The organism is Pararoseomonas baculiformis, from assembly GCF_017813395.1.
Taxonomy (GTDB): domain Bacteria; phylum Pseudomonadota; class Alphaproteobacteria; order Acetobacterales; family Acetobacteraceae; genus Roseomonas; species Roseomonas baculiformis.
Window position 1 is genome coordinate 187,490 of the sequence record NZ_JAGIZB010000005.1, and the last position, 22,746, is coordinate 210,235.

The window sequence follows — 22,746 nt, forward strand, 5'->3', positions numbered from 1 at the left end:
ACGTGATCCGCGGACATCTTGATGCCCTGACGGCTGCCGGCTTCGTCGAAGGATGGGCCTTTGACCGTGAAACCCCGGCACGCCCGGTTCAGGTGCGCGTGGTGGATCCGGAGGGGGCAGAGCTTGCTCTCGGTCACGCGCATCTCTTTCGTGCGGACCTCGCCAATGTGAATTTCGGATATGGCTGGTGCGCCTTCCGCCTCCGGCTGGGGCGGCCCGTCCAGGAGGTCGCCGGCATTCCCGTGAGCCTCCAGGCCGCGGAAACCGGGGAAGAGATCCAGCCCGCGCGCGTGCTGAAACTGCGGGATGGCGCCGAGCCCATCGGCAACAGCCTGGCCCGGGTGGTAGCCGCCGATCCGCTGGTTGCCGGATCGATCGAGCAACTCCGGGGCTATGCGCCCGTGCTGCAGGACTTCATGTCCCGGCGCGGCATCCCGGAGTTCATCCGCACGGCCTATCTCTATGTGCTCGGCCGCCCGGCCGACGAGGATGGGATCCGCAGCTATGCGCCCCTGCTCGGCATCGGGGCTCTCACCCCTTTCGGCCTGCTGGCCGTGCTCGCCGCCAGCGAGGAGTTCCGCGCACGCCCCCGCGCGCTTCTGGCCCCCAATACGCCGGCCTTCGTCTTCGGCATCCATGACTGAGAGCGGTTCGGCCATTTCCCATGCCTGACGACGCACCGCCCGCTCAGTCCGTTTTCGGGCCACGGATCTTGGTTTCCCTGCCCGGCTCCTGGCTTCCGGCACTGAAAATTCCCGGCTCCCTCTTCGGGCGGGACGCGCTGCGCGACGTGGTGATGCCCATCGAGTTGCGCGCCGCACTCGCCCTGCTGACCCAGGAAGCCACGGCGCACCTCATCACCATGCAGTTCGTCGCGCGGCCGGAGATCTTCACGCATGGCCGGGCCCGCGCATGGCTCGACCAGCGCATCGGGGATACGCAGGACCATGTGGCGCTTACCGATGGTCACACCCTGCGGGCCATCCCTGGCCTCAGGAACCACATGTTCTTCTATCCCCGGGGCAATCCGGGGAAGGAGGCGGCGCTGCGGAACCTGCTGCGCCTGGCGCCGGAGCTGTTCTCGGGCCTTGCCTCGCAGATCAATGGCGGGATCGGCTATCGCTGCGGCGATGCCTGGCACCGCCCATCCGCGATGCATCTGCGCCTCCGCCAAACACCGGCCATGGGCGTGGTTGAGCGTTTTCCTTTCTCCTGCGCTCCGCTGGGGCCACTGGGCACGCGCGACATCGAACCCGCCCCGCCCGACACACCGCTCCCGGCCGACCGTCCGATCCGCTACATCCCGCTGAGCGAGACGGCGCTGGCCGATACCGCTTTCCTGCGCATGGTGGCCCAGGAGGTGCTGCGGGCGATCTTCGGCGGGCCCGAGCTTGTGCTCCTCGAGCTGCCCCGTCCTGAGGGCGGCGCCGAGGTGGCCGGGCGGATCGCGGCGGCCGTCAAGGCCTTCAATGCCATCGGGGTAACCTTTCCGCGCACCGAGTCCTGGGCCGCCCAGTTCGTCACCGCCCCGCCACGCGACACGCCGCTGGGTTCCATCCTCCTGCATCCCGGCATCCCATTCTGGTGTTACGGACTGGATTTCTACGCAATGGCGGAGCGCATCGAGGTGGCAGGCAGCGGCATGGCCAGCCGGTTCCGCGCCCTTCTCTCGGCCTGGCTGGAGCGGGACGTGACGCTGCTTCGCCTGGGCAGCACCGGATGGGCAGCGCGCGTCACTTTGAGCGACACGCCATGACGGAGACCACCCCGAAACCGCGCCTGACCTTGGACATCACGCCGCTGCTCGAGGATGAGTGGACCGGCATCTCGGTCTTCACGCGCCGCCTTGCCCAGGCGCTGGAGCGGAGCGGCCGCGTCGAGCTGGACTACGGCATCCGCATGACGCGCATCGCCGCACCCGAGGTGCGGGAAACCATCCGGCACGGGTCCGGCTCCTTCCTGCGCGGCCGGATCAATGGCCGCCCGTCCGACGCTTTCGAGCCGATCGATTCCTCGCTGCCGCTCCTGTACCCCTCGGTGAAGGAGAATTTCGGCCTCGCGCGTCGCGAGGCGAGCACCATCCACGACATCAGCACGCTGGTGATGCCCGAGACGCATGACCAGGCGAATGTGGCCTATCACCTGGAGCCGCTGCGCGATCAGATCACCAGCGACGAGGTTGTCTTCTGCGTTTCCGAGGCCACTCGGGCCGCGCTGTCCGATACCTTTCCCTGGGTCGCGCCCAAGACCCGGCTGCTGATGCAGTATGCGGACTGGCCCGAGCATTTCCCCCTGCTCGACCGGAACCAGCCCACGGTGGAACTGGGTCGCTACGCGGTGGTGATCGGCACGATCGAGCCGCGGAAGAACCTCGATCTCCTCCTGCGCGCGCTGGAGCATCCCTCCGTCATCGCGTCGGACCTCACCTTCATCGTCATCGGCCGCCGCGGCTGGCTGGCGGACCAGGCACTCGCCAGGCTGCGCCCCCAGGCGCAGCAGAAGGTGAAGTTCACCGGATTCGTCTCGGAATTCGTGAAGTACCGGCTGCTCAAGGCCGCCGAATTCCTCATTCTCACCTCCGTCTACGAGGGCTTCGGCATTCCCGCGGTGGAGGCGATGAGCCTGGGCAAGCCCGTCCTGGCTTCCCTCACCTCCAGCTTCCCCGAGGTGATCGGGGATGGCGGCGTGTTCTTCGATCCCTTTTCGGTGGATGAGTTCGCCGCGGGGCTGAAGGAGATTTCCGATCCTCGCCGCATCGCAGAGCTTGCCCCGCTGGCGCTGCAGCAGGCCGCCTCCTTCACGCCGGATCGCATGGCCGCGCCCGTTCTGGAATGGATCGGGGCCTGAGGCCCGCTGGCCGGGGCAGCGCGCCCCGGCCGCCGCCGCTCAGAATTCCAGCAGGTTCTCGCGGAAGGTGGCGTGCCCATAGGCTTTCCGCACCAGGCCGCGCGCCTGCAGGGCGGGCACCAGCCCCTCGGCCACCTCGGCCACCACGCGGCGGCTCACATCACCCATGGAGAGGAGGAAGCCGTCCCCGCCGACCTCCTGCATCACCTCGGCCATCTGCCCGGCGATGCTGTCCACCGTGCCGCAGAGATCCACCGAGAGGCCGGTCGCGCTGTAATCGGTGAAGGCCTGGCGCAGCGTCTTCCCGCCGGCGCCCAGCTTCTTCAGCGTGTCCAGGTTCTGCTGGTGGCCGTTGGTGCGCAGGTTCTCGTCGATCGGCTTGTCCAGGTCGAAGCCGGCGAAGTCGATATTGGTTACCTTGCTGAAATGGGCGAGGCGCTGCGCGATCTTGCGGTCCGCGATCGCGATGCGCTCCAGGCGCCGCAGCTCGGCATGCTCCGCGCTCTCGCCGATGATCGGGTTGACGAGGAAAAGGACCTTGATGTGGTCGGGGTTCCGGCCCACCGCCGTGGCGCGGGCACGGATGTCGTTCCGGTAGGCCTTCATGGCCTCGATGCCCTTGGGGTTTGCCACCACGGTCTCCCCATGGGTGGCGGCGAATTGTCGCCCGCGCGGGCTGCCGCCGGCCTGGGCGATTACCGGGCGCCCCTGGATACAGGGGCCGGAATTCAGCGGCCCGCGGGAGGAGTACCACTTGCCCTTGAAGTCCACGGCGTGAACCTTAGTGTGGTCCACCAGCACGCCGCTTTCGGTGTCGGCCAGGATTGCGCCCGGTTCCCAGCAATCCCACAGCGCGTTCACGCAGGCCATGTATTCATCGGCCATGTCGTAGCGCAGGTCATGCTCGGGCAACCCGTCCAGGCCGTAGTTGCGCGCGGCCATGTCGCTGCTGCCCGTCACCATGTTCCAGCCCGCGCGCCCCGCCGAGACCTGGTCCAGCGTGGCGATGATCCGCGCGAGGAGATAGGGGTGATGCGTGAAGGTGGCGAGGGTGGTGGCCACGCCGATCCTCTTCGTCGCAGCGAAGAGCAGCGTCGCGATGATCGAGGGGTCCTGCCGCGGCACGGAGAGCCCGTTCCTCAGGTAGATCTCGCGCGAGCCGCCATAGGCCTCACCGACATAGGAGCTGTCCTCGAGGAGGATGTAGTCGAAGCAGGCGCGCTCCAGCGCCCGCGCCATGTCGATGAACAGGTCCGGATGGCGCCAGTCCCGGCCGATCTGGCCTGTCCAGGGCTCGCCCCAGGCCTGCACGCTGGAACCCTGCAGAAACCAGCCGAGATGGAAGGGTCGCGCCGCCATGCACCGTCTCCGATTGCCAATGTCCCGGAGCCTCCGGGAAGGTCACCCAGAGGCTCCCCCAGGGATCATGCCCTAGCAACATCCCCGCCAGGAGCCCTGGCAACATCCCCGCCAGGGCGCGGCGCCTGCCCTTCGATCAGCGGGCGCCTGGCCGCGATCTGCTCGCCCAGGCTGTCCATCAGCACGCGCACCCGCGGCGTATGGCGCAGGTCGGGATGGGTGAGCAGCCACAGGTCGGAGGCATAGTCCGGCTCAGGTGCCGCGAGGCGGCGCAGCCCCGGCCAGGCATCCCCGATGAAGCAGGGCAGATGCGCCACCCCGATGCCCGCGGCGACGGCATGCGCCAGCCCCAGCACCGTGTCGAAGCGGCCGGCCAGCCGATCCGGCGGCACGGCGGCACGGGCGAAGCGCACCACCTTCAGCCCGGCGAGATTGTCGCCCAGGCAGACCCAGTCCCCCTCCTGGTCCGCCCCCTCCACGCCGTAGAGCGCCCAGGCGATGCGCGCGGCGCGGCGGCCCACCAGGGTTTCGGGCGGGCTGTCCGTGGCGCGCACGGCCACGTCCGCGTCACGGCGGGACAGGTTCAGCGCGGCGTTGCCGGTGACAAGGTCCAGCCGGATGGCCGGGTTCGCCTCGCGGAAGCGCGCCAGCATGGGCATCAGCAGGTCGGAGAGAATGCTGTCGCTCGTCGCGATTCTCACCTCGCCCGAGGGGGCGGGCGCCTGGCCGGAGAGGCGGCGCGTGACGGCGGTGATGTCCTCGTCCACCCGCGCGGCCAGGGCCGCCATCTCCTCCCCGGCGGGGGTGAGGGTGTAGCCGCTGCGATGGCGCTCGAAGAGCGGGGTGCCCAGCAGGGCCTCCACCGCCTTGAGCCGGCGGAAGACGGTGGAATGGTCGATGCCCAGCCTTGCCGCGGCGGCGGGCAGGTTGCGCGTGGCCGCCACCGCGTCGATCAGCCGGAAATCATCCCAGGCGAGGGTGCGCGCGGCTTCCTTCAACGGCTCTGTCCCTGGCGAACGCGAAGCCGGCGGCACGGGAGGACCGTGCCGCCGGCGGGTCGCCAGGATTCTAGGCCCTTCAGGCCGTGGCAGCGAGGCCATCGCGCCCACCCATGGCCGGAACCGGGGTGGCGCGGAGCGCGAGCGCACCATCGCCGGCCAGCGCCTGCACCAGCGCCGCCAAGGCGAGGAAGGCGGGATATTCCCAGCCGCCATTGGGGGCGTTGAACACCCAGCCATTGCCGGCATGCACCATCAGCGCGCCCAGCAGCACCGGTAGCAGCGCCAGGGAAACGGCCCGGGAATAGAGGCCGAGGATGAGGGCCAGGCCGCCCAGCGCCTCGGCCAACATGATCGGCCAGGCGAGGAAGCCGGGAAGGCCGATCTGGCCGAGGAAGGCCGTGAAGCCCGGCATGGTGAAGACGCCGAACTTCAGCCAGGCATGGGCCAGGAACATGACGCCGAGCGAGACCCGCAGGAGGGTCAGGCCATAGGGGGCAAGGCGAGGATCGATCATGGGAGGATTCTCCGGTCGGGGACCCCGGGATGGGATCGTTGGGCCGGAGGTTGGCCACGCGGCCGCCGCAAGGCCACGGCGAAGACGGCAAGCCCCGCATTGCACGAACGCAATCGCCTTTCGCTGGCATTCGCGCCGCGATTGCCCAGATGCTGCGCCAACACCGGAGCGCCGGATGCGCCCCGCCAAGCCGGAGACAGCGACCATGACCCAGGCCACCAACACCACCCATGGCATCCACCACGTGACCGCCATCGCCGGCAGCGCGCAGCGGAACCTGGATTTCTACACCCGCACCCTCGGGCTGCGGCTGGTGAAGAAGACGGTGAACTTCGACGACCCCGGCGCCTACCATTTCTACTATGGCGACGAAGCCGGCAGCCCCGGCACCATCCTCACCTTCTTCCCCTGGGAGAATGCGGCGGAAGGCCGTGCCGGCGCGGGCGAGCTGCAGGAGACGGTCTTCCGCATCCCGCAATCCGCCATCGGCTACTGGACCGCGCGCCTGGTGAACCACGGGCTGGAGCGCAGCACCCGCTTCGGCGAGACGGTGCTCACCTTCCGCGACCCGGACGGGCTGCGCCTGGCCCTGGCCGGCATCCCCGGCATCGAGGCGGAGCCCGCCTGGGACAATGGCGAAGTGCCGGTGGAGAACGCCATCCGCGGCTTCCACAGCGTCAGCCTGATGCTGGAGAAGACCGCGGCGACGGGCGCGATCCTCACGGATGTCTTCGACTTCCGGGAAGTCGCGAAGGAGGGGAACACGACCCGCTACGCCGTGGAGGGCACCTCCATCGGCGGCATCGTGGACCTGAAAGCGGTGGGCGGCTTCCTGCCCGCACGGCTCGGGCGCGGCTCCGTCCACCACCTCGCCTTCCGCGCGGCGGACGACGCGGCGGAGATGGAGATGGTGCGGAAGCTGGCCACGAATCACGGGCTGCGCACGACCGAGCAGAAGAACCGCGACTACTTCCGCTCCGTCTACTTCCGCGAGCCCGGCCATGTGCTGTTCGAGATCGCGACCGACATCCCCGGCTTCGCCGTGGATGAGCCGGCCGGGCAGCTCGGCACCGCGCTGAAGCTGCCGGCCTTCCTGGAGGGCCATCGCAAGCAGATCGAGGCGACCCTGCCCGTCCTCGCCTGAACCCGCAGCGCGGGCCGCGCCATCCCGGCGTGGCCCGCCACCGGAGCACCGCTGCCATGAGCATCACCGAGACCGACTTCATCCACCGCTTCGAGCCGGGCGCCGATGCCACGCGCCCTCCCCTTCTGCTGCTGCATGGCACGGGGGCCGACGAGAATGACCTGATCCCCTTCGGCCGCCTCGTCGCGCCCGGCGCAACCCTGCTCTCCCCGCGCGGGAAGGTGCTGGAGAACGGCATGCCGCGCTTCTTCCGCCGCCTGGCCGAAGGCGTGTTCGACGAGGAGGACCTGCGCCGCCGCACGGATGAGCTGGCCGCCTTCATCCGGGAATCACAGGCGCGCCACGGCCTGGCCGCCCCGGTCGTGCTCGGCTTTTCCAATGGCGCGAATATCGCGGCCAGCCTGCTGCTGCGCCATCCCGGCCTGCTGCGGGGCGCCGCGCTGCTGCGGGCCATGGTGCCCTTCCGCGATCCACCGCGCGCGAGGCTGGAGGGGACGGAGGTTCTCCTGCTCTCGGGCACGGCGGATCCCATCGTGCCGGCCGCCAACAGCGCGTCCCTGGCCAGGATCCTGCAAGACGCCGGCGCCGCCGTCGCGCATCATGCGCTGCCGCTCGGCCACGGGCTGTCGCAGATGGATGTTGCCCTCACCCGCGACTGGCTCGCGGCCCTTTGAAGGAATCGCACGAATGAGCGTTGAGCGTGATCCGGCGGGCGTGATGCCCGAATGCATCGCGGGGCAGGCGATCGAGCAGGTCATCATTCCCCGCACCCACGACATCGGTGGCTTCGAGGTGCGCCGCGCCCTGCCGGCGAAGGAGCGCCGCATGGTGGGCCCCTTCGTCTTCTTCGATGAGATGGGCCCGGGCGAGTTCCTGACGGGCAAGGGTATCGATGTGCGGCCGCATCCGCATATCGGCCTCTCCACCGTCACCTATCTGTTCGATGGCGAGATCCAGCACCGCGACAGCGTCGGCTCCAACCAGCCGATCCGCCCGGGCGACGTGAACTGGATGACGGCCGGCCGCGGAATTTCGCATTCCGAGCGCACGGCGGACGATGTGCGGCAGCACCCGCACAAGCTCTTCGGCATCCAGTCCTGGGTGGCGCTGCCCCGCGCGCAGGAGGAGATCGCGCCGGACTTCGCGCATCATCCCGCCGCCACCCTGCCGGTGATCGAGGATGCGGGCGCGAAGCTGCGCCTGGTCGCGGGCTATGGCTGGGGCGCGCGCTCCCCGGTCGCCACGCCGTCCGACCTTTTCTACGCGGATGCCGTGCTGGCGCCCGGCGCATCCCTGCCCCTGCCCGATCACCATGAGGAGCGCGGCGCCTATGTGGTGCAGGGCGAGGTGACGGTGGCCGGGGACCGCTTCGAGGCCGGCCGCATGCTCGTCTTCCGCGCGGGCGACGGGCTGGCGCTGCGCGCCGGACCGCAGGGCGCGCGGCTGCTGATGCTCGGCGGCGCGGCGATGGACGGGCCGCGCTACCTCTTCTGGAACTTCGTCTCCTCCTCGCGCGAGCGGATCGAGCAGGCGAAGGCCGATTGGCGCGAGGGCCGCTTCGCGAAGGTGCCGGGCGACGAGAAGGAGTTCATCCCCCTGCCGGAGGAGCCGGTGAAGACGCGCCCCGCGGTGCAGGCGCCCTCCGCCGGTTCACCGACGAGCTGAGGGCCGGCTACAGCCAGCCCTTCCGCTTGAAATAGAGGATGGGCAGCACGGCGCTGACCACCATCAGCATCAGGGCCCAGGGATATCCCAGCGCCCATTTCAGTTCGGGCATGAACTCGAAGTTCATGCCGTAGATGCTGGCCACCAGCGTGGGCGGCATCAGCGCCACCGAGGCCACGGTGAAGGTCTTGATGATGCCGTTCTGGTCCATGCTGATGATGCCCAGCACGGCATCCAGCAGGAACTGCGCCTTGCTGTTCATGGTGTTGGCGTATTCCACCAGCGACCGCACGTCCCGGACCAGGGTCTTGATCATCGCCTGGTTTTCCTTGCGCACGGCATTCGCCTTCTCCGCGCCGACGAAGGTGAGGATGCGGGAAAGGCCAAGCAGCGTGTCGCTCGCGCGGCTCGTCACCTCGCCCACCTGCCCCAGGGCGATCAGCGCCTGGCGCAGGTCGATGTCGCGCTTGTTCGCCTTCACCTGCATGTTCCGCGCATTGCGGAAGGTGGTCTGGCTCGCGCGGTCCATCTCGCTCGCGGTCCGTTCGAGGATATCGGCCAGCCGGTCCACGATCTGCTCGAACAGGTGCAGCATCACCCCATCCGCCGTGCGCAGGAGGGGCAGCGCCTGGCGCTGGGCGCGCACCGCGAAGACGGAAAAGGCCTTGGGCGTGGCGTAGCGCACTGTCACCAACGCGTTCGGGGCCAGCACGAAGGTGATCGGGGTAGACCCGAACTCCCCCTCATCCGCGCCATAGAGGAAGGAGGCCGTGAGGAAGAGCACATCGCCTTCCTTGTAGAGGCGCGAGGAGCTTTCGATCTCCTGCATCTCCTCACGCGTCGGCACCTCGATCTGCAGCGCATCCTGGACCGCGCGCTCCTCCTCCGGCGTCGGGTTCAGCAGGTCGATCCAGGTGGCGGAGGCGATGGATTCGGCCGTGTCGAGGCCCCCATGGACGGAGCAGGCGCCGTCGCGAAGGGCATAAGTGGTCATCATGGGCAGGGCCTCCCGGGATCCGGGCGAGGGGTCGGCAGTGCTACGCGCGGGCCGCGCCCCGGCCGATTCGGCAACCAGGCGCCCCACGCTCCTAGCCCCGCGCGCGGCAAGCCGCCAGCGCGGGGGCGTGACAGGGTGTCAGGAACCCCGCCTCAGGCGGGGGGAGGCTCATCCGGGGCGGGCAGGCCGAAGCGGGTGGCCACCTCCGGGAAGGTGGCGCAGGCCGGGTGGCGGCCGCTCTCCACCGTGCCATCCGCCGGGCGGACGATCTGGCAGACCTGCATCCCCGCGGCCCTGGCCGCGTCCAGTTCCTCCGCCACGTCGGAGAGGAAGAGCATCCCGCCCGGCGGCAGGCCGGCGGAACGGGCGATGGCGGCATAGGATTCCGCCTCGCGCTTCGGCCCGGTGCGCGTGTCGTCGAAGCCCGAGAGGATCGGCGTCAGGTCCCCAGCCTCGGAATGGCCGAAAAGCAGCTTCTGCGCTTCCACCGAACCGGAGGAGTAGATGCGCAGCTTCACCCCGGCCGCCGCCCAGGCCCGCAGGCAGGGCGCCACATCGGGCCAGAGATGGCCGCGGATGAGGCCCGATTCGAAGCCCTGGCGCCAGATCATGCCCTGGAGCGCCTTGAGCGGCGTCACCTTCTCGTCCCGCGCCATCCAGCCGCGCAGCGCCTCGGCCGGTTCCTGGTCAGGGGCCAGGGCACGCACCTCGTCCAGGATGGCGGCCACCGCGGGCTCCGCGCCATGCTCGCGCAGGAAACCGTCCAGCGCGCGCTCCGCGAAGGGGAACAGGGTCTCCTTCACGAAGGCGATCGCGCTGGTCGTGCCCTCGATGTCGCAGACGACAGCCTCGGGGGGCATCAGGCCGTCGTGGCCGGGAAGCGCTCCGACATGTCGGTGCCTGTGTAATGCGGGGTCCAGCCGGTCGTGTCGGTGAAGATGCGCAGCGCGGTCACCTTCGGGTTCACACCCGCATCGAACCAGTGATGCGTGTTGGCCGGCACGGAAATCAGGTCGCCCCGGGTGCAGTGGGCGTCATACACCTTGCCGCCGATATGAAGGATGAAGTTGCCCGCGCCCTCATGGAAGAAGCGGACCTCATCCTCGGTGTGCAGGTGCTCGGCCAGGAACTTGCTGCGCAGGGCATCGGCCTGGGGGTGGTCCGCGGTCAGGCGGATCACATCGGCCGTGCCAGCGCCGGTCTCGCCCATGAAGGCGTCCAGGCGGGGCTTGTAGGCGGCCAGCACCGTCTCGGCATCGGCGCCCTCCGGCAGGTCGGCCACGTCCCAGCGCTCGAAGCGCACGCCGATCTCGGCCAGGGACCGGGCGATCTCGCCCACATCCTGCGTGTCCTGGAGAACGGTGTTGGTGGTGGCGTCGTGGATGACGAGGCGGCTCATGGGGCGTAACCTCCGATGGACAGGTTGGCCATCTCGCAGGCCAGCATGAATTCCAGCCCCTCCAGGCGCGCCAGGGCGGCGTCCATGTCGGGACCCCATACATAGACACCGTGGCCCCGGATCAAATACCCGGGAAGGATCGGAGCCGCCATGCGGGCCCAACGGGCCTCGACCGCCGCCTGCAGGCGGGCGATGTCCTGGTCGTTGTCCAGTATGGGCAGCTCGATCGCGGCGTCATGGGTGGGCAGGCCGGGAAAGGCCTTCAGCAGCTCGTAGCCCTCCAGCCGGATCGAATCCCCGGCCCGGCGGGAAAGGACGGTGTTGGCGATGGAATGGCCATGCACCACCGCCCCCACCTCGGGGAAGGCGCGATAGGCGCCGCAATGCAGCCCCGTCTCGGCCGAGGGGCGCAGCGCCGGGTTCTCAGGCCGCCCATCCATTCCCACCGCCATCACGGCCCCGGAATCCAGATGCGCCTTGTGGAAGCCGGAGCGGGTGATCGCGATCCGCCCCCCCTCATTCTGATGGCCGGGCAGGCGCACCGAGATGTTGCCGGCGGTCGCGGGTACCCAGTTGCGCTCGGCCATGCGGCGCCCGGCCTCAACGATCGCACGGATCGCCGCATCGGGGATGGGATCAGCCATGGAAATGTAACCTGTGCTCAAACGCAGCGCGCCGGCCCCTTCCAGGGCCGGCGCGCCATCAGACCGTGAAGGCTGGGTTCAGACCGGCCCGGGGGGCTGGCGCACCACGGTGCGGTTCGGGTCGTTGGTGGCCTGCGTGCCCGGCGGGGGCAGGTTGCCGGCCGGCGGATGGGCCGTGCTGTCCGCCATGGAGGCGTCCGGCTCGTCCTCCTTGATGTTCTTCTTGAAGGACTTGATGCCCGTGGCGAGGTCACCCATCAGACCGCTGATCTTGCCGCTGCCGAAGAGCAGAAGCACGACCAGCAGCACGACGAGCCAGTGCCAGATGCTGAACGAACCCATGTGACGCCCCGATATCCTTGCGTGGTTTGGCGGGCCGGTGCCGGTGAGGGCGGCCTTCGCCACGTTCCCTGGTTGAGACTAGGGCGGCGCCTTCCGGGGGTAAACCGGCCCACGCCATCCCCGTGGAATTCCTTTAGGGACATGGGCCATGCGGGGCCCGGACGCAATGGGCAGATGACGGCTCCGTCATCCCCCCATCGCCCCCGCTCAATCCACCAGCGCGGCCGATGCCCAGCGGCGAGTGGGGTGGATGAAGCCATAGGCCGGAAACACCGTGTTCCCGACGGCGGAAATGGGCGGGTACCAGACCCGGACGGCGGACCAGTCGTTCCGGGGGGAGACATCGACCACCAGCTGCTCCCGCGCCACCCGGCCCTTCAGCCCGCCCGAGGCCCAGTTGGCATGGTCCACCCGGATCTGGCGCGGCCCCTCCACCCGGGACACCACCGCCACATGCCCGTCCCGCAGGCGGGAACTGCGCTGGAGCACCAGCACGGCGCCCGGCCGGGGCTGCTGGCCGCGGTCATACCGGCCCAGCGCCGCATCCCACCACTGCCAGCCATCCCCGCGCAGATCGATGCCGGAACGCGCCCGGGCATAGGGCACGCAGGATTGGTAGCCGTCGCTTGCCTCATAGCCATGGCCAGCCGAGATCGGCCCGCGGGTGGACCCGCAGGCGGAAAGCAGGCCGCCCGCCAGCGCGAGCAGCCCGAAGCGCAGGATGAACCCCGCCAAGTCCTGACATCCCCCTCGGGCCTCCCCCGAGGCCCGCGGGCCCAGGCTAGCGCGGCACCCCCGCCGCTGTCTGCGCCGGCACGGCCACGGCGCCCGGCGAAATATTTCCCCGCCCGGTCCGTCACATCCGCCAGGGCCGCCTCGTCCTATGGGCGACAACCCCCTTTGAGAGAGGATGCCTCCCATGACTCCCCGCATGAACTACTTCGCTGCCGCCCCCAAGCTGCTGCCGGCCATGATCGGCCTGGAGAAGGCCGTGACCTCCAGCGGGCTGGAGCACGGCCTGATCGAGCTGGTGAAGACCCGCGCCTCCCAGATCAATGGCTGCGCCTTCTGCATCGACATGCACACGCGTGACGCCATGAAGGCCGGCGAGAGCCCCGCCCGCCTCTTCCTGCTGGATGCCTGGCGCGAAGCGCCCCACTACACGGACCGCGAGCGCGCCGCCCTGGCCTGGACCGAGGCGCTGACCCTGGTCGCCGAGACCCATGCGCCGGACGAGGTGTATGACGGGCTGCGCCCCCATTTCACCGATGAGGAGATGGTGCAGCTTTCCTTGCTGATCGGCGCGATCAATGTCTGGAACCGGCTCGCCATCGGCTTCCGCGCCGTGCCCGGCCAGCTTCCCGCGACGGCGGCCGCCTGACCATGGCGGGCGAGCCCGATCCCACGGAGCACTTCACCCCGTTGCGCCCGGAGCTGATCGGGCTCGCCTATCGCATGACCGGCTCTTTGGCGACGGCGGAGGACATCGCGCAGGAAGCCTTCCTGCGCTGGAACGCCGCCGATCGCCGCGCCATCGAGATTCCCCGCGCCTGGCTGCTGAAGGCCACCGCGCGGCTGAGCCTGGACCACCTGAAATCCGCCCGGCACCGGCGCGAGGCCTATGTGGGCCCCTGGCTGCCCGAACCCGTGCTGGATACGGAGGAGCCGCCCCAGCAGGTGGCGCATGAGCGTGCCCAGGACATCTCGGTGGCCTTCCTGCTCACCCTCCAGCGCCTCTCCCCGGCGGAGCGGGCGGTGTTCATCCTGCACGACCTGTTCGAGACGCCCTTCGCCGAGATCGCCGCCCTCCTCGGCCGCAACGAGGCCGCCTGCCGCAAGCTCGCCACCCGCGCGCGCGAGCACCTGGGCGAGGCGAGGCCGCGCCAGGCGGTGGAGGAAGCGGAAGCACGCCGCATCGCCCAGGCCTTCTTCGCCGCATCCCGCGACGGGGACGAAGCAGGCCTGCGCCGGCTTCTGGCCGGCGATGTCGTGCTGCACACCGATGGCGGCGGCATCCGCAACGCAGCCCGCAACCTCATCCAGGGCGCGGAGAAGGTGGGGCGCTTCTTCGCCGGCATCGCGCGCAAGCGGCCCGAACCCCCGCCCCTGCTGCATCTCGGCAGCATCAACACCTTGCCTGGCTTCGTGACGCTGGAAGCCGACGGGCTTCCCCAGACGACGGCGCTGGAGGTGCGGGACGGACGGATCGTGGCCATCTACATCGTGCGGAACCCCGAAAAGCTGGGCTCCGTGCGGGCGCGGCTCTCACCCTGAGCCCCGGGCCGCGTGACGCCGCGCAACGGGTGCCGCGGCGGCTTGCTGGCGAGCGGCTAGTTCGCCGGGGCCAGGCCCTCCGCCGTCGGAACCCGCGCGTTGAGCGACACGGTCTCGCGGCCGCGCCGCAGCTCCGCGCCCTCCGCCGTGATCCGCACCACCTGCCAGCCATCCACCTGCTCGCCCTCCGTCACCCGGGCGATGCCTCCATCCGCGAGGCGCAGCAGCGCCACGCCACTGCCGCCCCGGACGACGATGCCCGCGGCGCCGAGCGGCGGTGGCTGGGGCGGCTCCGGCGGAGCTGCCTGGGCCGGCGCGGCCGCGCCGGGCGGCCGGCGCCCCGCGACGAAGAGGGGGCGCGAGACCTGCTCCTGCCACAATCCGGCGGGCGGTCCGGGCGGGGGCGTGACGGAAGGCGCCGCTCCCCGCTCGGCCATCGCCGGCCCCGGCGGGGGCGGCAGGCTCGCCCTGTCCTCGCGGAAGGACAGATAGGCCAGGCCGGCACAAAGGGCGATCAGCCCCGCAAGGCGCAACCTCATCGCGTGGCCTCCTCCTGCCGCGGGGCGCGCAGTTCCACCTGCACGTCGAGCACGCGGCGCGCGCCGCTCCCCATGGTCGCCAGCGTCAGGGAATGGACCTGCAGCAGGGCCCGGCCCGCCTCCAGCTCCGCCAGAAGCCTCTGCAGGCCCTCGGCATCGGTCTGCAGGCGGCCGCGCACACCGACCATTCCCGGGCCGGCGCGCCCTTCCAGCAGCGTCTCGACACTGCTCACCGGGGCGCGCTGGCGGCCCGCCGCCTCACGCAGCCGCCGCTGAAGCTCCGCGCCGGCCAGGGCGTAGCTGCCGCCCGGCAGGGGATCCACCACGCCGGACAGGGCCTGGCGGAGCGACTCCCCTTCCGCCTCGATGGCCGGCTTCCGGGCGGCCAGGGCGAGGGACCGCGCCTCGATCATCAGCGCATCCGCCATCCGGGCCGACAGCGCCGCGCGCTGGTCCAGCCAGGGCCCGATCAGGACACTCCAGAGCAGCAGCGGCGGAAGGGAGAGCAGGGCGAGGGCCAGCAGCCTCCGCACGGGGAGGGAAAGGTTCGTCATCATCGCTGCACCAACCGGGCTGCGGGGCGCTGCGCCTCGGGGGGCGGGACCACCCGCAGCGCCACCTGGAAGCGGTCCGTCGTGTCGCGCTGCCCGCGCGTGACAGGGGCGGCGAAGCGCACATCGCGCAAGATCCCGGAACCATCGAGCTGCTCCAGCAGCGCGTCGGACCGGGCCGCGAAGCCGGAGAGGAGAAGCTGGTCACCCGTGAGCCGCAGCTCGGTCAGCCAGACATCGTCGGGCAGGCGCTGCGCCACCTCCTCGATGATGACGAGGCTGGCCGGCCGTCCGCCCCGCAACGCCGCCGCCGCGGCCAGGCGCGTGCGCAGCGCCGCCACCCCGGCCTCAAGCGCCAGGACGCTCTCGGCCTGCCGCCGGGCCTGCGCCGCCCGCGCCTCCAGGGCGAGGGTCATCTCCTCCTGCCGCCGCAGCTCCGCCTGGCCAAATTGCAGGGCCAGCAGCAGGGCCGCCACGCCCAGGCCCGCCTCGATCCGGCGGCGCCAGCGCGTCTGCGGGGGCGCCAGGGCGTCGAGAGGCACGGAAGGCCATTCCTCCGCCGGATCCGGCCGGGCGACGAGGCGGGCGGTCCGCGCGACGCGGCGCAGCCCGGCCGCCACCGGCGCCAGCAGGAAGCGCGGCATCACCGCCACCTCCACCTCCACGCGCTGCGCCTCCGGAAGGCGCCGGAGAATGCGGGCGTCCCAGACCATCTCCTCCGGTGCGAAGGGAACATGCTGCTCGATCTCGAAATTCAGCACGGCCTTCAGCCTCGGCTCCGCCGCCGCGGGCAGCTGCAGCACGCGCCGCAGGATCCAGGCGGGGGGAACGACCAGCACCACCTCGTCCTGCGCCGCCAGGCCCCGCAGGGCGCGGCCCTTCCCGGCCGCCTCACCGCCGCCCGGAAAGGGCGCGACGGGCTGGAGGCGCTGCCCGGCGGCCCTTGCGATGCGCGGCGCGCCGTCGCGCAGGTCGAGCACGAGGCGCGGCCGCGCGAGGCGCAGGCGGCGGGGCACCATGTCCCGCAATTCGCGCCGCCACCATCGGAGGAACTCCGCGCCATGGGCGCCCAGGCCGGAAAGGCTCAATGAACCGCTCATTCCGCCGCACCTCCCGTTCTGCCGGCGAGGCGCGGCACGACCACGAAGGGCGGCCAGCGCCGCGCGTCCTGCTCGTGGAACTGCACGCTCACCTCGATCGCCCCGGGCAAGGCCGAGGCATCGCTCCAACTCTCACGCCAGACCGCGGCATCGGCCGGGCGGGGCGAACCGAAATAGCGCAGCCGCAACCCGGCGATCCGGTCCATCAGCACGCGCCCGGCCTGCCCCTCGCCCGCCGCATCGCCGGAGAGGGGGCGCCAGAACAGGCGCAACCCTTCCTCCTGCGCCCGGAGCTCGACCACGGCCGGGCCGGCCAGGCCGAAGCGCCGGGGCAGTTCCGCCACGAAGGCCATCCGCTCCGGCTGCCCCTCGAAGAGGATGGCGGGGCGGCCGGCCGTACCGCTGGCGACGAGAGGCAGCACGCCGGCCAGCCGCAGCCGCAGCAGGTCCTGCACCGCGCCCGTCACGGCCAGGTCGGCCGCCGTGACCTGCGACGCCTGCCCGACGAGGTGCAGCGAGGAGAAGCCGAGCGTCGCGACCATCCCGAGCAGCACCAGCCCGACCAGCACCTCCACGAGGCTCATGCCGCGGCGGGTCATGGCCGCCTCTCCTCCACGGGGCCCGGGCGCAGCGTCTCCAGCGTCACCGCGCCCAGCACCACTCTCACGGGGCGGAGCACCACCCCGCGCGCCCCTTCCTCGCCCTGCCCGATCTCGATGATCCAGGGCCCGGCGGCGGATTGGCCCTCGCGCCGCCCCGGCCGGGCGGCGCCGGGCGGGGCATAGGCTTCGAGCAGGGATTGGGCGGTCAGCACCGCATCCAGGCCCGCCTCGCGCTCGGTCTTCGCCCGCAGTGCATGGCCGAGCGCCGGCAGCACCGCGGCAGCGGCCGCGGCGATCACAAGCAGCGCGATCAGCGCCTCCACCAGGGTGAAGCCGGGCGCATGGAGGTCAGCGCGCGAGGCGGACATGGCCGGTCATCCAATCCACCTCGACCGCCGCGACGGCGGTGCCCCGCAGGACCGTCACCCGGCCCCCGGTCGATCCGCCCTCGGCATCGAACTGAAGGGCGATGCGCCCCTCCTGGTCCGCCTCCGACGCCACGCCCTCGATGACCAGGCTCGCGCCGGCGGGGATGTTGCCGGTGCGGCCCCCATCGGCCCGGCGGAAGCGGCCCAGCGCGGTGTCAAAGACCACGCGCGTCTCGCGCCCGGTGCGCCGCGCCTCCGCCCGCGCCTCGCGCAGCATCGCGGCGGCATCATTCGCCGCGGCCCGCACCAGCCCGCCCTGCCCCGTGCCCCAGAGCCGCGGCACGGCGGTGGAGGCGAGCGCCAGCACCAGCAGCACGACCAGCGTCTCGAACAGCGTGAAGCCGGGGCTTTGCATGGCGGCTACCAGCTCGTCACGTCCCGGTCCTCGCCGCTGCCGCCGGCGCGGTCATCGGCGCCGAGGGTGAAGAGGTCGTAGGGACCGTGCTCGCCCGGCGCGCGGTAGCGGAAGCTGCGCCCCCACGGGTCCAGCAGCTGGTCGGCCTTGCGCACATAGGGGCCGTTCCACCGCTCCACGCCGGGCGGCGCCTGCACGAGCGCGTTCAGCCCCTCCTCGCGCGGCGGGTAGCGGCCGACATCCAGACGGTAGAGATCGATCGCCGTGGCCAGGCCGCTGAGCTGCAGCTTGGCCGCGTCATGCTTCGCGCCGCCGAGATAGCGCATGGCCTGCGGCGCCGCGACCGAGGCCAGCAGGCCCAGGATCACGAGCACGACCAGCAATTCGATCAAGGTGAAGCCCCGGCGGCTGCCGCGCCGCCTCCTGCCTCCTCCGTTCACCGAAACCCGCACGGGATCCTCCCTCATTCAGCCGCGACAGGCCCGGCCCATTCGGCGGGCCGCCCGTCGCCATGGATCCGGAGGACGGCGATTTCCCCCGCCCCGGATCGCGCATTGCCCAGAAGGCGCTGCGGCGGCAGCGCCCCCGTCTCGAAGGCGTCCGGCGCGCTGAAGGCCGCCACCAGCCGCTCGCGCGTCACGCGCCGGCCGCTGCGCCGGAGCGCCTCCACCATCACCTCTCCCGCCGCATGGCCCAGCCGGCCCGCCAGGCCCGCCCGGGCTGCCTGGCCGGCGGCGAAGCGGGCCCCGGCCGTGCCCTCGCCCCCGGAGGGGGGGATGCCGAGCCCCACCAGGACCGGCCGACCCGCGGCCGTCGCGGCGGCCCGGATCCCTTCCCCGCCCACCGATCCCGGGATGAGCAGCGGCACGTCCTTCAGGCGCAGCGCCTCCGACACCAGCCGGATCTGCTGGGGCGGCAGGAGAAGCAGGATGCCGGTTGCTTCCGGCACCGCGCCGGGCAGTTCGCCCGGCGTCACCACGCGCGGATCTGCCTCGGCCTGGCTGCCGACGCGCTCCACGATGGCCTCGGCCAGGCGCTGCTCCGACGGGCGGCCCCCGATGAGGATCAGGGCGCGCCCAGGCTCACGCAGTCGGCGCAGCAGCGCGACCGCCTCGTCCACCACGCCGGGGAGCAGGGCAAAGCCCTCGGGCGATGCCGCCAGGCCGGCGCGCATGGAGAGAACGGGCACGCGGTCCCTCGCCGCGGCCTCGACAACGGCGTCGTTCGCCTCGCCCGGCAGGGCCGAGACCAGCGCGAGCACCCCGGCATCGAGAAGGCGCGAGACCTCCTCCGCGGCGTCGCGCTGCTCGGGCAGGTTCGCGCGCAGCACGGAGACGCGGCGGCCGAACACGCCCTCCGGCGCGGCCGCGGCCAGTGCCTCCTGCAGGGCGGCGGCGAAGGCATCGCCCATCCCACCCTGCGGCACCACGACGCCGATCCGGACGAGATGCTCCTCGATCCCCGGGACGGATACGGTGCCGAGGGCCCGGAGATAGGCGAGCAGGGCCTGCCCGTCCTCCAGCGTCAGGTCGTAGCGGGGCATGATGGGATCCAGCGCCCGCCCATCCGGCCCGATCCCCTGCGCAATGGCCCGCAGCACCGATGAATCACTGTAAGCCCGGCGCCCCGGCGCGGCCTGGGTCAGGGCTGACCAGAGGATGGAAGGCGGCCTGACGCCGGATTCCATGCGCCCGCCGCCGCCATCCGCCCCGTGGCAGTTGCCGCAGGGCATGGCCGTGGCGGGCAGGACCGTGCCCGAGGCGGCGGTGGCGCGCGGTGGGGGAGCGCCGGGCCGCGCCCCCCGGAGGAACAGCACCTGTCCATCCTCCACCAGCCCGGGCTGCGCAGCCCCGGCGGCCGAGAAGAGCAGCCATGCGGCGATGGTCAGCCGGAGCATCGGGTGGCATCCACCACCGCCGGTGCCGCCGCGAGATCCGCCAGCTGGCGGCCCGCCAGCTCGGGCTGCATGTCCGGGCGCAGCTTGGCCCAGCGGCGCGCCGGGACATTGCCGGCCAGCAGCAGGGTCGTGTGACGGTCCGGGCGCTCCTCGTCCACCGTCTGCCCCAGGCGCTGCGCCACGTGGCGCAGATCGGCCGGCGCGCCGGTCAGCAGCACCCAATCGGAATAGGTGCCGAAGCGGGCGGCCCAGCTCTTCAGCCGCGCCGGCTGGTCGCGCCGCGGGTCCGTGGTGAGGTGGACGATGCGCGGCGGTGCTTCGAGCCGGGCCGCCGTATCGGCGATGTCCAGGCTGCGTGCGGCGAGCAGCGGGCAGGCATCCGGGCAGCTGGTGAAGATCCAGCCGATCAGGACGGAGCGCCCGCGGAGCACGTCGTCGTAGAACCGGACCTGCCGACCCTCCTGGTTCGTCAGCACGCGGTTGCTGAAATAGCTCCGCTCGCGCTCGTCGCATTCCATCGCACCGGCTGTGCGCGAGCCGAGAAGCAGCGCGGGAGCGGCAAGCAGCAACCCACGGCGCTGCATGATGAAGGAGGTCATGCCTGTGCCCTCCGTGCCGAAAGGGCGGCGTCGATGGTGCGGACGATCGCCTCCGGCTCGGGGATGCCGAGGATGCGGCGGATCTCGCCCCGCGCGGTGTCCAGCACCAGCACCATGGGCGTGTGGTCGCCACCGGAAACCGGCCCGCCGATACCGCGCAGCACGTTGTCGAGCGGCGCGGGCGGGATGTTCACGAAATCCCAGCCCGGCCCGGCGCTGAAGCGGTGCGCATAGGCCTTCAGTTCGTCCGGCGTGCCTCCGATCGGATCCAGGGCCAGGCTCACCAGCCCCACCTCCCGGGACAGGCGGGGGCCGAGCATCTCCTGCGCGCCCGCCATGGCGGCGGAGATGACGGTGCAGAAGCTGGCGCAATCCGTCAGCACGAAGTCGATCGCCACCACCCGCCCCGCGAAGACCTCCGAGACGAGCCGGCGGCGCCTGCGCTGGGCATCGGTCACGCGCACATCCGGCAGTGGCGAGCGCAGCCGGATGACGGCTTCGGATGATGCGGGGCGCGGGGCGGGATCATGCGCGTCATGTGCCCGGACCAGCCGCGGCATCGCGCAGGCCGCCGCCAGGCTGAAGAGCCCGCGACGGCCAGGCATGACGAAAGGCGTCCTCATGGTGATTGAGCCCTGAGAAGGATGTGGGGAAGCGTCCCGGGCTCCAGCCCGAGCGAGGGGGATTCGACATAGACCTGCACGGGGCCGGCACGCGGCGGGGTGATACCCTCCACCTCGTAGAGCCCGTCCCCGAGCGGCTTCAGCGGCAGCGAGACCTGCCAGTGGCCCACGAACTGCACGACGCGCGCCCTCAGGTCGCCTGCCTGGCGCCAGGCCTGGAGGTCCTCCGGGCCGCGCAGCCGCAGGCGAAGCGCGCTGGGCGCACCTGCCGGCAGGGTGCGCCCGTCCGGATCGAGGAGTTCGAGGCTGAGGCGCCGGCTCATCGGCACAGCCTCCGTGCCGCCGATCTCCACCTCGAAGCAGTGCAGGAAGCCCGTGCCCTGCAGCATCACGGGCACGACGTAGCGGCCCGCCCCGGGGAAGACCGCCTGGGTCTCGTAGCGGCCAGGCTCGGTTTCCCGCAGCCCGTGGTCCACCGCGGTGATGGCCAGGGGCCGGCCGCGCGGCGCGCGCAGCAGGCCGGAGGGCGCCGCCATGCCTTCCATGTACACATGGATCGCCTGCTCGCCCGGCGCGGCGATCAGCATGGCTTCCTGCCCCGGCGCGGGTGTGATCATGGGGCCCAGCGCCTCGCCCGGCTCCAGCCCGGCCTCGCCGGCGGCGATGGTGGTCACCGCCGGCGTCCCGGCCTCGCCGAGGCTGCCAAGCGCGATGAGCGAAACGGACGCGCCCGCCCCGGATTGCACATAGGCCTGGGTGCCGCTGAACCCGACATGCAGCGGCGTGCCGCCGACCGGCACACGGTGCGCCACGGCCCCGCGCGCGAGGTCGATGACGGTCACGCGCCCCTCCCCCGGCTCCGGCACGAAGAGGAGGCGCCCGCCCGGATCGGGGAAGAGGCCCGCCGCGCCGGGCGCCACCGTCCAGTGCCCGGTGACACGTCCATCGGGCGCCACCGCCAGCACCCGCCCTTCCGCGGCATCGAGCAGCAGCGCCGCATCCGCCAGGGCCGAATGGGCGGCATCGGAGAAGCCACCCCCGAGCCCATCGAGCTTCTTGGCCGATGCATCGCCGAGGATCGTCGCGCCGGCCGGCGAGGTGGCCAGAGCGCGCCCCCCGCCCAGCGCGGCCAAGGCATGCGGCCCGGGCCCGGCGGCATGGCGCGAGGAGACCTGCGCCGAGCCGCGCTCGAGCACCGCGACCTCCTCGGTCGCGCCCTCCCCGCCTTCCTGGCCGATCCAGAGCTGCTGCGCATCGGGATGGAGGGCGAGGCGGCCGGGGCGGCCGCCCACCTCGATCCGCTGGCGCAGCGCCCAGCGTGCCGTGTCGATTTCCGCCACTTCGCCCTGCTCAGGCAGGGAGACATAGAGGCGGCTGCCGGCGCGATCCTCCGCCCAGCCGCCGGGGCGCCCGCCGAGATTGACCGCGGCGAGCACCCGGCTGCGCGAGGTGCCGCCGACCGGATCGAGCACATAGACGGCGCCGTTGCTGCCGAGATAGGCAAGATGCCAGGCGTTGAAATCCACCTCGGCCTTGCGGCCCAGCCGTGCCTCGATCAGGCCGCGGACCCGCTCCTGGCATGACAGGGCGCGGCCGCCGCTCCGCTCCGCCCAGGCCGCGGGCTTGAGGCCACGCGCGGCGGCGCCTTCCGCCGTCGTCAGGTTCAGCCGGAACCGCGCGGGCTGCCCGGCCAGGAGCGGGCCATCCGCCACGGGCCGCAGTTCCAGAACCGCTTCCACGCCTTGCTCCGCGTGCCGGGCGGAGAAGGCGGCTGGCTCCTCCGCCCTCGCCCCCTCCGGGCCAGCCAGGACGAGGGCGAGAAGCCCCGCCCAGCGCCAGGACCGTGCCGGCACGATGGCCGGCATG

General features: G+C 71.7%; 28 protein-coding genes. 8 read left to right on the forward strand and 20 right to left on the reverse strand.

Annotation, left to right across the window (positions count from 1 at the left end; all coding sequences use genetic code 11):
• Window positions 1-2: 2 nt before the first annotated feature.
• Genes J8J14_RS07005 through J8J14_RS07015 form a run of 3 tightly spaced genes read left to right on the forward strand, consistent with a single transcriptional unit; the run spans window position 3 to window position 2,847 of the window.
• Window positions 3-644, forward strand: coding sequence for a DUF4214 domain-containing protein (locus tag J8J14_RS07005; protein ID WP_209378755.1), 642 nt, complete (start codon window positions 3-5; stop codon window positions 642-644).
• Window positions 645-664: 20 nt separating this feature from the next.
• Window positions 665-1,756 (forward strand): hypothetical protein, encoded by a 1,092-nt coding sequence (locus J8J14_RS07010; protein ID WP_209378756.1) that lies wholly within the window; start codon window positions 665-667, stop codon window positions 1,754-1,756.
• Entirely contained in the window at window positions 1,753-2,847 is a 1,095-nt protein-coding gene (locus J8J14_RS07015) for a glycosyltransferase family 4 protein (RefSeq protein WP_209378757.1), read from the forward strand. Before J8J14_RS07010 ends, J8J14_RS07015 begins: the two co-directional genes overlap by 4 nt.
• Before the next feature lie 39 nt (window positions 2,848-2,886).
• Here J8J14_RS07015 and J8J14_RS07020 read toward each other — a convergent pair whose 3' ends face one another.
• The 3 genes from J8J14_RS07020 to J8J14_RS07030 all read right to left on the reverse strand — a co-directional run bounded on the left by J8J14_RS07020 (window position 2,887) and on the right by J8J14_RS07030 (window position 5,721).
• Window positions 2,887-4,206 carry an NtaA/DmoA family FMN-dependent monooxygenase gene (locus J8J14_RS07020; RefSeq protein ID WP_209378758.1) on the reverse strand — a complete coding sequence of 440 codons (1,320 nt, stop codon included), beginning with the start codon at window positions 4,204-4,206 and terminating at the stop codon, window positions 2,887-2,889.
• Window positions 4,207-4,271: 65 nt separating this feature from the next.
• Window positions 4,272-5,204 carry a LysR family transcriptional regulator gene (locus J8J14_RS07025; protein ID WP_245215507.1) on the reverse strand — a complete coding sequence of 311 codons (933 nt, stop codon included), beginning with the start codon at window positions 5,202-5,204 and terminating at the stop codon, window positions 4,272-4,274.
• 79 nt (window positions 5,205-5,283) lie between these two features.
• Window positions 5,284-5,721, reverse strand: a complete 438-nt coding sequence (locus J8J14_RS07030; protein ID WP_209378760.1) for a DoxX family protein — start codon at window positions 5,719-5,721, stop codon at window positions 5,284-5,286.
• A gap of 175 nt (window positions 5,722-5,896) precedes the next feature.
• Here J8J14_RS07030 and J8J14_RS07035 point away from each other — a divergent pair, with 175 nt between their 5' ends.
• From J8J14_RS07035 to J8J14_RS07045, 3 genes are read left to right on the forward strand one after another with little or no spacing between them, the layout of a single operon-like run.
• Window positions 5,897-6,865, forward strand: a complete 969-nt coding sequence (locus tag J8J14_RS07035) for a ring-cleaving dioxygenase (protein ID WP_245215508.1) — start codon at window positions 5,897-5,899, stop codon at window positions 6,863-6,865.
• 56 nt (window positions 6,866-6,921) lie between these two features.
• Window positions 6,922-7,539: an alpha/beta hydrolase gene (locus J8J14_RS07040; RefSeq protein WP_209378761.1), complete on the forward strand. Its 618-nt coding sequence runs from the start codon at window positions 6,922-6,924 to the stop codon at window positions 7,537-7,539.
• A gap of 13 nt (window positions 7,540-7,552) precedes the next feature.
• Window positions 7,553-8,530, forward strand: coding sequence for a pirin family protein (locus J8J14_RS07045; RefSeq protein ID WP_209378762.1), 978 nt, complete (start codon window positions 7,553-7,555; stop codon window positions 8,528-8,530).
• A gap of 7 nt (window positions 8,531-8,537) precedes the next feature.
• Here J8J14_RS07045 and corA read toward each other — a convergent pair whose 3' ends face one another.
• The 6 genes from corA to J8J14_RS07075 all read right to left on the reverse strand — a co-directional run bounded on the left by corA (window position 8,538) and on the right by J8J14_RS07075 (window position 12,647).
• Entirely contained in the window at window positions 8,538-9,527 is a 990-nt protein-coding gene (corA, locus tag J8J14_RS07050) for a magnesium/cobalt transporter CorA (protein WP_209378763.1), read from the reverse strand.
• 152 nt (window positions 9,528-9,679) lie between these two features.
• Window positions 9,680-10,387, reverse strand: a complete 708-nt coding sequence (mtnC, locus tag J8J14_RS07055) for an acireductone synthase (protein WP_209378764.1) — start codon at window positions 10,385-10,387, stop codon at window positions 9,680-9,682.
• Entirely contained in the window at window positions 10,387-10,926 is a 540-nt protein-coding gene (locus J8J14_RS07060) for a 1,2-dihydroxy-3-keto-5-methylthiopentene dioxygenase (protein WP_209378765.1), read from the reverse strand. The genes mtnC and J8J14_RS07060 overlap by 1 nt, the downstream gene beginning before the upstream one ends.
• Window positions 10,923-11,570 (reverse strand): methylthioribulose 1-phosphate dehydratase, encoded by a 648-nt coding sequence (locus J8J14_RS07065; RefSeq protein ID WP_209378766.1) that lies wholly within the window; start codon window positions 11,568-11,570, stop codon window positions 10,923-10,925. Before J8J14_RS07065 ends, J8J14_RS07060 begins: the two co-directional genes overlap by 4 nt.
• 78 nt (window positions 11,571-11,648) lie before the next feature.
• On the reverse strand, window positions 11,649-11,912 hold the full coding sequence (locus J8J14_RS07070; protein ID WP_209378767.1) for a twin-arginine translocase TatA/TatE family subunit: 264 nt from the start codon (window positions 11,910-11,912) through the stop codon (window positions 11,649-11,651).
• A gap of 207 nt (window positions 11,913-12,119) precedes the next feature.
• Window positions 12,120-12,647 (reverse strand): CHAP domain-containing protein, encoded by a 528-nt coding sequence (locus J8J14_RS07075; RefSeq protein WP_245215509.1) that lies wholly within the window; start codon window positions 12,645-12,647, stop codon window positions 12,120-12,122.
• A 184-nt stretch (window positions 12,648-12,831) separates the two neighbouring features.
• On the opposite strand from J8J14_RS07075, the gene J8J14_RS07080 reads away from it, so the two are divergent.
• Complete coding sequence (locus J8J14_RS07080) at window positions 12,832-13,293, forward strand: carboxymuconolactone decarboxylase family protein (protein WP_209378769.1); 462 nt, start codon at window positions 12,832-12,834, stop codon at window positions 13,291-13,293.
• A gap of 2 nt (window positions 13,294-13,295) precedes the next feature.
• Window positions 13,296-14,186 (forward strand): sigma-70 family RNA polymerase sigma factor, encoded by an 891-nt coding sequence (locus tag J8J14_RS07085; RefSeq protein ID WP_209378770.1) that lies wholly within the window; start codon window positions 13,296-13,298, stop codon window positions 14,184-14,186.
• Window positions 14,187-14,242: 56 nt separating this feature from the next.
• On the opposite strand, the gene J8J14_RS07090 is transcribed toward J8J14_RS07085, so the two are convergent.
• From J8J14_RS07090 to J8J14_RS07140, 11 genes are read right to left on the reverse strand one after another with little or no spacing between them, the layout of a single operon-like run.
• Window positions 14,243-14,725 (reverse strand): hypothetical protein, encoded by a 483-nt coding sequence (locus J8J14_RS07090; RefSeq protein WP_209378771.1) that lies wholly within the window; start codon window positions 14,723-14,725, stop codon window positions 14,243-14,245.
• A complete protein-coding gene (gspM, locus tag J8J14_RS07095) occupies window positions 14,722-15,282 on the reverse strand; it encodes a type II secretion system protein GspM (RefSeq protein ID WP_209378772.1) in 561 nt (186 codons plus the stop codon). The genes J8J14_RS07090 and gspM overlap by 4 nt, the downstream gene beginning before the upstream one ends.
• Window positions 15,279-16,376, reverse strand: a complete 1,098-nt coding sequence (locus J8J14_RS07100; protein ID WP_209378773.1) for a PilN domain-containing protein — start codon at window positions 16,374-16,376, stop codon at window positions 15,279-15,281. The genes gspM and J8J14_RS07100 overlap by 4 nt, the downstream gene beginning before the upstream one ends.
• Entirely contained in the window at window positions 16,373-16,975 is a 603-nt protein-coding gene (locus tag J8J14_RS07105; protein WP_209378774.1) for a type II secretion system protein GspJ, read from the reverse strand. The genes J8J14_RS07100 and J8J14_RS07105 overlap by 4 nt, the downstream gene beginning before the upstream one ends.
• On the reverse strand, window positions 16,972-17,346 hold the full coding sequence (locus tag J8J14_RS07110) for a prepilin-type N-terminal cleavage/methylation domain-containing protein (protein WP_209378775.1): 375 nt from the start codon (window positions 17,344-17,346) through the stop codon (window positions 16,972-16,974). The genes J8J14_RS07105 and J8J14_RS07110 overlap by 4 nt, the downstream gene beginning before the upstream one ends.
• Window positions 17,327-17,761: a GspH/FimT family pseudopilin gene (locus tag J8J14_RS07115; protein ID WP_209378776.1), complete on the reverse strand. Its 435-nt coding sequence runs from the start codon at window positions 17,759-17,761 to the stop codon at window positions 17,327-17,329. Before J8J14_RS07115 ends, J8J14_RS07110 begins: the two co-directional genes overlap by 20 nt.
• 5 nt (window positions 17,762-17,766) lie before the next feature.
• Window positions 17,767-18,228, reverse strand: coding sequence for a type II secretion system major pseudopilin GspG (gene gspG, locus J8J14_RS07120; RefSeq protein ID WP_209378777.1), 462 nt, complete (start codon window positions 18,226-18,228; stop codon window positions 17,767-17,769).
• The gene (locus J8J14_RS07125) at window positions 18,225-19,658 is read right to left on the reverse strand and encodes a hypothetical protein (protein ID WP_209378778.1); all 1,434 of its coding nucleotides are present in this window, start codon (window positions 19,656-19,658) and stop codon (window positions 18,225-18,227) included. The genes gspG and J8J14_RS07125 overlap by 4 nt, the downstream gene beginning before the upstream one ends.
• Window positions 19,646-20,257 carry an SCO family protein gene (locus J8J14_RS07130; RefSeq protein WP_209378779.1) on the reverse strand — a complete coding sequence of 204 codons (612 nt, stop codon included), beginning with the start codon at window positions 20,255-20,257 and terminating at the stop codon, window positions 19,646-19,648. The genes J8J14_RS07125 and J8J14_RS07130 overlap by 13 nt, the downstream gene beginning before the upstream one ends.
• Window positions 20,254-20,862 (reverse strand): SCO family protein, encoded by a 609-nt coding sequence (locus tag J8J14_RS07135; protein WP_209378780.1) that lies wholly within the window; start codon window positions 20,860-20,862, stop codon window positions 20,254-20,256. Before J8J14_RS07135 ends, J8J14_RS07130 begins: the two co-directional genes overlap by 4 nt.
• A gap of 14 nt (window positions 20,863-20,876) precedes the next feature.
• Window positions 20,877-22,745, reverse strand: a complete 1,869-nt coding sequence (locus J8J14_RS07140) for a YncE family protein (RefSeq protein ID WP_209378781.1) — start codon at window positions 22,743-22,745, stop codon at window positions 20,877-20,879.
• Window position 22,746 lies beyond the last annotated feature (1 nt).

Coding starts and splice junctions, on each gene's coding strand:
- gspG (WP_209378777.1), bottom strand. CDS start 18,228: ATGAGGGAGGATCCCGTGCGGGTTTCGGTGAACGGAGGAGGCAGGAGG.
- J8J14_RS07040 (WP_209378761.1), top strand. CDS start 6,922: ATGAGCATCACCGAGACCGACTTCATCCACCGCTTCGAGCCGGGCGCC.
- J8J14_RS07020 (WP_209378758.1), bottom strand. CDS start 4,206: ATGGCGGCGCGACCCTTCCATCTCGGCTGGTTTCTGCAGGGTTCCAGC.
- J8J14_RS07115 (WP_209378776.1), bottom strand. CDS start 17,761: ATGCAAAGCCCCGGCTTCACGCTGTTCGAGACGCTGGTCGTGCTGCTG.
- J8J14_RS07060 (WP_209378765.1), bottom strand. CDS start 10,926: ATGAGCCGCCTCGTCATCCACGACGCCACCACCAACACCGTTCTCCAG.
- gspM (WP_209378772.1), bottom strand. CDS start 15,282: ATGATGACGAACCTTTCCCTCCCCGTGCGGAGGCTGCTGGCCCTCGCC.
- J8J14_RS07085 (WP_209378770.1), top strand. CDS start 13,296: ATGGCGGGCGAGCCCGATCCCACGGAGCACTTCACCCCGTTGCGCCCG.
- J8J14_RS07030 (WP_209378760.1), bottom strand. CDS start 5,721: ATGATCGATCCTCGCCTTGCCCCCTATGGCCTGACCCTCCTGCGGGTC.
- J8J14_RS07090 (WP_209378771.1), bottom strand. CDS start 14,725: ATGAGGTTGCGCCTTGCGGGGCTGATCGCCCTTTGTGCCGGCCTGGCC.
- mtnC (WP_209378764.1), bottom strand. CDS start 10,387: ATGCCCCCCGAGGCTGTCGTCTGCGACATCGAGGGCACGACCAGCGCG.
- corA (WP_209378763.1), bottom strand. CDS start 9,527: ATGATGACCACTTATGCCCTTCGCGACGGCGCCTGCTCCGTCCATGGG.
- J8J14_RS07070 (WP_209378767.1), bottom strand. CDS start 11,912: ATGGGTTCGTTCAGCATCTGGCACTGGCTCGTCGTGCTGCTGGTCGTG.
- J8J14_RS07065 (WP_209378766.1), bottom strand. CDS start 11,570: ATGGCTGATCCCATCCCCGATGCGGCGATCCGTGCGATCGTTGAGGCC.
- J8J14_RS07105 (WP_209378774.1), bottom strand. CDS start 16,975: ATGACCCGCCGCGGCATGAGCCTCGTGGAGGTGCTGGTCGGGCTGGTG.
- J8J14_RS07035 (WP_245215508.1), top strand. CDS start 5,897: ATGCGCCCCGCCAAGCCGGAGACAGCGACCATGACCCAGGCCACCAAC.
- J8J14_RS07010 (WP_209378756.1), top strand. CDS start 665: ATGCCTGACGACGCACCGCCCGCTCAGTCCGTTTTCGGGCCACGGATC.
- J8J14_RS07130 (WP_209378779.1), bottom strand. CDS start 20,257: ATGACCTCCTTCATCATGCAGCGCCGTGGGTTGCTGCTTGCCGCTCCC.
- J8J14_RS07135 (WP_209378780.1), bottom strand. CDS start 20,862: ATGCCTGGCCGTCGCGGGCTCTTCAGCCTGGCGGCGGCCTGCGCGATG.
- J8J14_RS07015 (WP_209378757.1), top strand. CDS start 1,753: ATGACGGAGACCACCCCGAAACCGCGCCTGACCTTGGACATCACGCCG.
- J8J14_RS07100 (WP_209378773.1), bottom strand. CDS start 16,376: ATGAGCGGTTCATTGAGCCTTTCCGGCCTGGGCGCCCATGGCGCGGAG.
- J8J14_RS07140 (WP_209378781.1), bottom strand. CDS start 22,745: ATGCCGGCCATCGTGCCGGCACGGTCCTGGCGCTGGGCGGGGCTTCTC.
- J8J14_RS07125 (WP_209378778.1), bottom strand. CDS start 19,658: ATGCTCCGGCTGACCATCGCCGCATGGCTGCTCTTCTCGGCCGCCGGG.
- J8J14_RS07080 (WP_209378769.1), top strand. CDS start 12,832: ATGACTCCCCGCATGAACTACTTCGCTGCCGCCCCCAAGCTGCTGCCG.
- J8J14_RS07110 (WP_209378775.1), bottom strand. CDS start 17,346: ATGTCCGCCTCGCGCGCTGACCTCCATGCGCCCGGCTTCACCCTGGTG.
- J8J14_RS07045 (WP_209378762.1), top strand. CDS start 7,553: ATGAGCGTTGAGCGTGATCCGGCGGGCGTGATGCCCGAATGCATCGCG.